Genomic DNA, 7,285 nt, shown 5'->3' with positions numbered 1-7,285 from the left:
CCTTCCCATCCCGAACAGGACAGTGAAACGACTTTGCGCCGATGATAGTGCGGGTTCCCGTGTGAAAGTAGGTCATCGTCAGGCTCTTACAGCCCTCAAAACCCCTCAGTTCGTTTGAACTGAGGGGTTTTGTCTTTGGGGTGCTCAGAACGTGCCTCACCCGTACTTGTGCTCGCAAACAAGGGGCCGCAGCCCCTTTTCAGATGATGTTGGACGCAGCACCCGCGTCCCGCCACTACCTGCCGGTGGTCAGCAGCCTTGGCGCTGCCCATCCACGAAGACCAGCAGCTCGCCTTTGCCGAAGGCAGTCCACTCCTCATTGACCGTGAGCGGGGCCGTGACGACGATGGCCACGCGGTCGCTGGCGGTGGTCTGGGTGGCGAAGTCGATGCGCACGTCCTCATCGGACAGCTGTGCCTCGCTGAACGGGTGCTTGCGCTCGATGTAGTACAGGTTGGTGGACGCATGGGCCCACAGCGCCTGCCCATTGGAGAGCAGGAAGTTGAAGGTGCCGTGCGGCGCGATGCGCGCGGCCAGTTCCTTCAGGGTGATCGTCAGCTCGGCAATGCTGGGCACGCTGGCATGGGACTTGGCCAGCTCCTGCATGATCCAGCAGAACGCATGCTCGCTGTCGGTATCGCCTACCGGGTGGAAATGCGCATGCAGGCGCGGGCGAAAATCCTTGAGGTCGCCGTTGTGCGCGAACACCCAGTAGCGCCCCCACAGCTCGCGCACGAAGGGATGGCAGTTCTGCAGGCTCACCAGGCCCTGCGTGGCCTTGCGGATGTGGGCGATGACGTTGCGGCTCTTGATGGGGTAGCGGCGTATCAGCTCGGCCACCGGCGAATCCACGGCCGGCAGGTGGTCCACGAAATGCCGCAGGCCCCGGTCCTCGAAGAAGGCGATGCCCCAGCCATCGGCATGGTCCCCCGTGTTGCCCCCGCGCTGCGCAAACCCCGTGAAGCTGAAGGTCACGTCCGTCGGGGTGTTGCAGTTCATTCCAAGCAATTGGCACATGCCTGCAAGGATACCGGACCTCAGCCGGGCGGGTCGGATTCCGGTCGCGCAGCGGTAGGCGCCTGGCGCAGTTGCCACGCAGCCACCATGGCCAGTGCACACAGGGCGGTCAACATCAAAAAGGTCTCGCCAAAGGCCGCGATGCGCGCCGGGTTGCTGACCCCCGTGGCCAGGGACGCACCATGCGCCCCCATGCGCCACTCCAGCACGATGCCGCACAGGCTCACCCCGGCTGCGCCACCGAGCATGCGCAGGAAGCCGATGGTGCTGGAGCCTTGCGAGATCAGCGACTTGTCCAGCGGCCGCATGGCGCCCAGGTTCAGCGAGGGCAGGATGAAGCCCAGGCCGATGCGGCCGAGGATGGCGAACACCACCAGCATCCACAGCGGAGACCCCAGGCCCACCACCACCATGAGGCCGAAGGACAGCGCCAGCAGCGCCAGGCCAATGCTCACCAGCAGGTGCGTGGGCTGGCGGTCGGCCAGGCGGCCCACCATGGCGATGGTGATGGCCAGTACAAAGCCTGCCGGCAGCATGATGGCGCCCACGTGCGAGGCCGACAGCTGCAAGCCCCACTGCATGAACACCGGCAGCAGGTAGGTCGAGCCGAACAGCGCCGTGCCGTAGATGAAGGCCACGACGCTGCCCATGGCGAACTGCCGGTACTGGAACAGGCGCAGGTCCATCAGCGGCTTGCGCCCCTGCAGGATCTGCCGGCGCTGCCAGCCGATGAACAGGCCCGTGGCCACGACTGCCCCTGCCAGGAGCATGATGGCCTCGGGCAGGGTGCCGCCATGCAGTGCGACAAGGCCATTGAGCAGGCACAGCGTGCCCACCGTGCCCAGTGCCAGGCCGCGCCAGTCCAGGGCCTCGCCGTTGCGGTTGGCGGCCACGCCGCCCGGTGCGGTGACCGGTACGAACTTGTAGGCCAGCCAGATCGAGGCCAGGCACAGCGGCACCACCATGAAGAAGATCGAGCGCCAGCCGAACCAGTCGACCAGCAGGCCGCCGATGCTGGGGCCCATGGCTGGTGCCAGGACCACGCCCATGCCGAAGACACCGCTGGCGCGGCCCTGCTCGTGGGGTTGGAAGGCGTAGAGAATGATCACGGCGGGAATGGGCTGCACTACCCCGGCGGCCAGGCCCTCGGCTACGCGCGCCACCAGCACCAGGCCGAAATCGCGCGCCAGCCCGCCGCCGATGCCGCCCGCCAGCAGCAGCAGCATGGCGCCGACATAGGTGGCGCGGTAGCCATAGCGCGACAGCAGCCAGGGTGTGGTCAGCATGGAGACGGTGGTCGCCACCATGAAGCCCGAGGTCACCCACTGGGCGCGCTCCTGCCCCAGGGTGAAATAGTGGCTCATGTCCGGAATCGCCACGTTCACGATGGTCGAGGACATGATCGACGCCATCGTGCCCACCATCACCGAGAGCAGCAGCAGCCAGCGGTAGCGCTCGCCATGGCGTTCGCGCAGGGCGGCGAGGGAGCCGGAAGAGGGCTGTGCGCTCATGGGTCTGGCAGGCGTCTCAGCGGGCCATCAGCTCCGCTCGGACCACAGCTTGCCGCCGGTGGCCCAGTTCTCGCGCTTGATGTCGGTGATCAGGATGTCCACCGATTCGGGCGAACCGCCCAGCACCTCGACGGAGACACGGGTGATCTCTTCGACGAGCTTGCGCTTTTGTTCGACGGTACGGCCTTCCATCATTTCGACGTGGTAAGTGGGCATGCGGGACTCCTGAAGGTAGTGCAAAGACAAAAACGGACCACGAGGGACCGCGGGAAAGGGGAAATCATATCGGCGCCGGACCCGCCGCCACGCCCTCCCGGCTGTCTGGTACCGGCCGCGGCTGCGCACACAGGGGGCAGATGCACACCTTGCCGCGGGCCTCCACCGGGATCTGGGCCAGGGCCTCGGGTGCCACCGGGGTGGCCATGCACCAGCAGGTTTCTGGTGCCTGCCCAGCCGCCATGGCGCATTGGTTTGCCTGCCCGCACAAGGGGCACTGCAAGGCGGAGGAAGTCGGTGGGGCGGTCATCAAGGGGCGGGCGCTGCGGGGCGCACCCTGCACGGGCGCCATGCTCGCGGCGCGCTCGCCCCATTGTGCCGCCTCTTGGAGCCAGGGGCCAGGGTGGGGGCCTTTGCACCGCGGCCAGAAGACAAAAAAACGGCACCCGGAGGTGCCGCTGGAGGAGGAAGGATCCGGGGGATCGATCCATCTGTGCAGGGGAGGGGCCGCTCGAACCCGGGCGTCAGGCTGCGGCCTTGAGCTTCAGGCGCCAGGCGTGCAGCAGCGGCTCGGTGTAGCCGCTGGGCTGGGCCATGCCCTTGAAGACCAGGTCGCAGGCGGCCTGGTAGGCCATGCTGGTGCCGAAGCGGCCGGCCATGGGCTGGTACAGCGGGTCGCCGGCGTTCTGGCCGTCCACCACGGCGGCCATGCGCTCGAAGGTCTCCTTGACCTGGGCCTCGGTCACCACGCCATGGCGCAGCCAGTTGGCCATGTGCTGGCTGCTGATGCGCAGCGTGGCGCGGTCTTCCATCAGGCCCACGTTGTGGATGTCGGGCACCTTGGAGCAGCCCACGCCCTGGTCGACCCAGCGCACCACATAGCCCAGGATGCCCTGGGCGTTGTTGTCCAGCTCCTGCTGCTTCTCGGCATCGGTCCAGTTGGGGGTGGCGGTCACGGGCACGGTGAGCAGGCCGGTCAGCAGGTTGTCGCGCTCGGCGTTCACATCGGTCTTTTCCAGGCCGATCTGGATCTCGGCCACGTTGACCTGGTGGTAGTGCAGCGCGTGCAGCGTGGCACCCGTGGGGCTGGGCACCCAGGCGGTGTTGGCGCCGGCCTTGGGGTGGGCGATCTTCTGTTTCAGCATCTCGGCCATCAGGTCGGGCATGGCCCACATGCCCTTGCCGATCTGTGCCTTGCCGCGCAGCCCGCAGGACAGGCCCACGAGCACGTTGTTCTTCTCGTACGACTGGATCCAGGCGCTGGTTTTCATGTCGCCCTTGCGGATCATGGGGCCGGCCAGCATGGCGGTGTGCATCTCGTCGCCGGTGCGGTCCAGGAAGCCGGTGTTGATGAAGGCCACGCGGCTGGCGGCCGCGGCGATGCAGGCCTTGAGGTTCACGCTGGTGCGGCGCTCCTCGTCCATGATGCCCAGCTTCACGGTGTCGGCGGGCAGGCCCAGCAACTGCTCAACGCGGCCGAACAGATCGCTGGCAAAGCCGACCTCGGCGGGGCCGTGCATCTTGGGCTTGACGATGTAGACGCTGCCCTTGCGCGAGTTGCGGATGCCATTGGTGCCATGGCCTTGCAGGTCGTGCAGGGCAATGGTGGTCGTGACCACGGCGTCCATGATGCCTTCGGGGATCTCGCGCTCCTTGCCCTGGGCATCTGTGTACAGGATGGCCGGGTTGGTCATCAGGTGGCCCACATTGCGCAGGAACATCAGCGAGCGGCCATGCAGGCGCACGCCACCGGCCTTGCCGTCGGGGGCCGTGTAGACGCGGTCGGGGTTCAGGCCGCGTGTGATGGTCTTGCCGCCCTTGGCGACCTGCTCGGTCAGCGTGGCCTGGATGATGCCCAGCCAGTTGCTGTAGCCCAGCACCTTGTCTTCGGCATCCACAGCGGCGACGGAGTCTTCCAGGTCGAGAATCGTGGACAGCGCCGCTTCCAGCACCAGGTCGCTCACGCCGGCAGCGTCGCTCTGGCCGATGGGGGTGCTGCGGTTGATCTGGATGTCGAGGTGCAGGCCATTGTGCTGCAGCAGCAAGGACGAAGGGGCCGCCGCATCGCCCTGGTAGCCCTTGAACTGCGAGGCGTCCTTGAGGCCGGTGCTGCTGCCGTTGGCCAGCGAGATCACCAACTGGCCGCCTTCGACGCGGTAGCCGGTCGAATCCTTGTGCGAGCCGCTGGCCAGGGGGGCCGTGTCGTCCAGCACCTGGCGCGCGAACGCGATCACCTTGGCGCCGCGCACGGGGTTGTAGCCCTTGCCCTTCTCGGCGCCATCGGTTTCGGGGATGGCATCGGTGCCATACAGCGCGTCGTACAGGCTGCCCCAGCGGGCATTGGCGGCGTTCAGGGCGTAGCGTGCATTGAGGATGGGCACCACCAGCTGCGGGCCGGCCTGGGTGGCCAGCTCGTCGTCGACGTTGGCGGTGGTGGCCTGCACGTCGGTGGGCTGGGGCACCAGGTAGCCGATCTTTTCCAGGAAGCCACGGTAAGCCACCATGTCCGTGATGGGGCCGGGGTTGGCCGGGTGCCAGGTATCGAGATCGGTCTGCAGGCGGTCGCGCTCGGTCAGCAGGGCGATGTTGCGCGGTGCCAGATCGGCCACGATGGCGTCGAAGCCCTTCCAGAACGCAGCGCTGTCCACGCCGGTGCCGGGCAGCACCTTGTCTTCGACAAAGCGGAACAGGGACGTGGCCACTTGCAGGCCATGGATGGTGGTGCGGTCGGTCATGGGAGTGCCTTGGGCGTTGGATGTGAAAAAAGAAAGGGCCCGCCACTGCAGGCCATGGGCACACTGTATTGCAAATGTTTGTCGATATAAATATGCTCAAAAGCTGGAAACCAATGACTTTTATGCAAAAGTAAGGCCCTCGCCGGCCCTATTCTTTCGGACTCCGCCATGGACAAGCTCAAGGCCTTTGAATCCTTTGTCTCGGTCGCTACGCGCGGCAGCCTCACCGCAGCCGCCAAGGCCGAAGGCGTCGCGCCGGCCATCATGGGCCGCCGGCTCGACGCGCTCGAAGAGCACCTGGGCGTCAAGCTCCTGGTGCGCACCACGCGGCGCATCAGCCTCACGCACGAGGGCAGCGCGTTTTTGGAGGACTGCCAGCGCCTGCTGTCCGACGTGGCCAACGCCGAGGCCAGCGTGTCCGAAGGCGGCGTCAAGGCCACGGGCCACCTGCGCATCACGGCCCCTGCGGGCTTTGGCCGGCGCCATGTGGCGCCCCTGGTGCCGCGCTTTCGCGCCGAACATCCGGACGTAACCATTTCGCTCAACCTCAGCGACCGGGTGGTCGACCTGGCGGGCGAAGGCTTCGACTGCGCCGTGCGCGTGGGCGACCTGCCCGATTCGTCCCTGGTCAGCGTGCGCATTGCCGACAACCGGCGCCTGTGCGTGGCCACGCCGGGCTACCTCAAACACCACCCGGCGCCGCGCCACCCGGGCGAGCTGCCCTCGCACGACTGCCTGACCCTGTCGAGCGAAGCCTCGCAGACGCGCGGCTGGGCCTTTCGCATGCCGGTCGAGGGCGGCAGTACCGAGGTCGTGCACCTCAAGCCCGGCGGGCCGCTCGACTGCTCCGACGGGCAGGTGCTGCACGACTGGTGCCTGGCCGGTTACGGCATTGCCTGGCGCAGCACCTGGGAGGTGGAGGCCGAGATCGCCGCCGGCCGCCTGGTGGAGGTGCTGGCGGACTTTGCGGCCCCGCCCAACGGCATCTACGTGGTCTTTCCGCAGCGCAAGCACATGCCGCTGCGCGTGCGGCTGTGGATCGACTTCCTCAAGCACCACTATGCGCAGCCGGCCTTCTGGCGCGGCATGCCGGCCCCCTGACCAAGGCCTTGCGCCTGGATGCCCGTCCCAGGCCATGGCAGACTGCACATCCCATGTCCGAGCCCACGCTCCTGGTCGCTGACGACCACCCCCTGTTCCGCACCGCCGTGCTGCATGTGCTGCGCGAACGCCTGCCCCAGTTCCGCACGCTGGAGGCCGCCAGCGCGGTCACCTTGGGCACGGCGCTGCAGGAGCATCCCGAGGTCGAACTGGTGCTGCTGGACCTGAGCATGCCGGGGGCGCGTGGCTTCTCGGCCCTGCTGCACGTGCGTGGCGAGTACCCCGAGCTGCCGGTGGTGATCATCTCGTCCAACGACCACCCGCGCGTGATCCGCAGGGCGCAGCAATTCGGTGCCGTGGGTTTCATCCCCAAGTCCGCGCCGGCCGAGGCCATGGGCGCGGCCATCGAGGCGGTGCTCGCTGGCGACAGCTGGTTCCCGCCCATGGCGGCCGAGCGCTCCGAGGCCGATGCCCAACTCGCTGCCCGCCTGGCGCAGCTCACACCCCAGCAGTTCCGCGTGCTGCTGTGCCTGGCCGATGGCCTGCTCAACAAGCAGATCGCGGGCGAACTGGGCCTTGCCGAGAACACCGTCAAGGTGCATGTCACGGCCATCCTGAAGAAGCTCGCCTGCCACAGCCGCACCCAGGCGGCGGTGCTGGTCAAGAGCCTGGAGACGGAAGACGCGGCCTCGGCCTGATGCCCCT

7 protein-coding genes are annotated in these 7,285 nt (G+C 67.3%); 2 read left to right on the top strand and 5 right to left on the bottom strand.

Features of this window, described 5'->3' with window-relative positions; genetic code table 11:
* Positions 1-249: 249 nt before the first annotated feature.
* The 5 genes from ACK59X_RS19450 to ACK59X_RS19430 form a co-directional block, all read right to left on the bottom strand.
* Positions 250-1,017, bottom strand: a complete 768-nt coding sequence (locus ACK59X_RS19450; RefSeq protein WP_409959890.1) for a class II glutamine amidotransferase — start codon at positions 1,015-1,017, stop codon at positions 250-252.
* Positions 1,018-1,037: 20 nt separating this feature from the next.
* Complete coding sequence (locus ACK59X_RS19445) at positions 1,038-2,528, bottom strand: DHA2 family efflux MFS transporter permease subunit (RefSeq protein WP_409959888.1); 1,491 nt, start codon at positions 2,526-2,528, stop codon at positions 1,038-1,040.
* 27 nt (positions 2,529-2,555) lie between these two features.
* The gene (locus ACK59X_RS19440) at positions 2,556-2,744 is read right to left on the bottom strand and encodes a 4-oxalocrotonate tautomerase (RefSeq protein ID WP_012202595.1); all 189 of its coding nucleotides are present in this window, start codon (positions 2,742-2,744) and stop codon (positions 2,556-2,558) included.
* A gap of 64 nt (positions 2,745-2,808) precedes the next feature.
* Complete coding sequence (locus ACK59X_RS19435) at positions 2,809-3,054, bottom strand: cysteine-rich CWC family protein (protein WP_409959886.1); 246 nt, start codon at positions 3,052-3,054, stop codon at positions 2,809-2,811.
* 214 nt (positions 3,055-3,268) lie between these two features.
* Positions 3,269-5,479 carry a malate synthase G gene (locus tag ACK59X_RS19430; protein ID WP_409959884.1) on the bottom strand — a complete coding sequence of 737 codons (2,211 nt, stop codon included), beginning with the start codon at positions 5,477-5,479 and terminating at the stop codon, positions 3,269-3,271.
* Between the two features lie 168 nt (positions 5,480-5,647).
* On the opposite strand from ACK59X_RS19430, the gene ACK59X_RS19425 reads away from it, so the two are divergent.
* Positions 5,648-6,580 carry a LysR family transcriptional regulator gene (locus ACK59X_RS19425; protein ID WP_409959882.1) on the top strand — a complete coding sequence of 311 codons (933 nt, stop codon included), beginning with the start codon at positions 5,648-5,650 and terminating at the stop codon, positions 6,578-6,580.
* 53 nt (positions 6,581-6,633) lie between these two features.
* Positions 6,634-7,278, top strand: coding sequence for a LuxR C-terminal-related transcriptional regulator (locus ACK59X_RS19420; RefSeq protein WP_409959880.1), 645 nt, complete (start codon positions 6,634-6,636; stop codon positions 7,276-7,278).
* The last annotated feature ends 7 nt before the right edge of the window (positions 7,279-7,285 follow it).

This window comes from Acidovorax sp. (genome assembly GCF_046339755.1).
Classification (GTDB): Bacteria; Pseudomonadota; Gammaproteobacteria; order Burkholderiales; family Burkholderiaceae_C; genus Acidovorax.
Note: the sequence above shows the minus strand (reverse complement) of the source record. Positions and strands in the feature narration are given on the sequence as shown.

Coding starts and splice junctions, on each gene's coding strand:
- ACK59X_RS19450 (WP_409959890.1), bottom strand. CDS start 1,017: ATGTGCCAATTGCTTGGAATGAACTGCAACACCCCGACGGACGTGACC.
- ACK59X_RS19445 (WP_409959888.1), bottom strand. CDS start 2,528: ATGAGCGCACAGCCCTCTTCCGGCTCCCTCGCCGCCCTGCGCGAACGC.
- ACK59X_RS19440 (WP_012202595.1), bottom strand. CDS start 2,744: ATGCCCACTTACCACGTCGAAATGATGGAAGGCCGTACCGTCGAACAA.
- ACK59X_RS19435 (WP_409959886.1), bottom strand. CDS start 3,054: ATGACCGCCCCACCGACTTCCTCCGCCTTGCAGTGCCCCTTGTGCGGG.
- ACK59X_RS19430 (WP_409959884.1), bottom strand. CDS start 5,479: ATGACCGACCGCACCACCATCCATGGCCTGCAAGTGGCCACGTCCCTG.
- ACK59X_RS19425 (WP_409959882.1), top strand. CDS start 5,648: ATGGACAAGCTCAAGGCCTTTGAATCCTTTGTCTCGGTCGCTACGCGC.
- ACK59X_RS19420 (WP_409959880.1), top strand. CDS start 6,634: ATGTCCGAGCCCACGCTCCTGGTCGCTGACGACCACCCCCTGTTCCGC.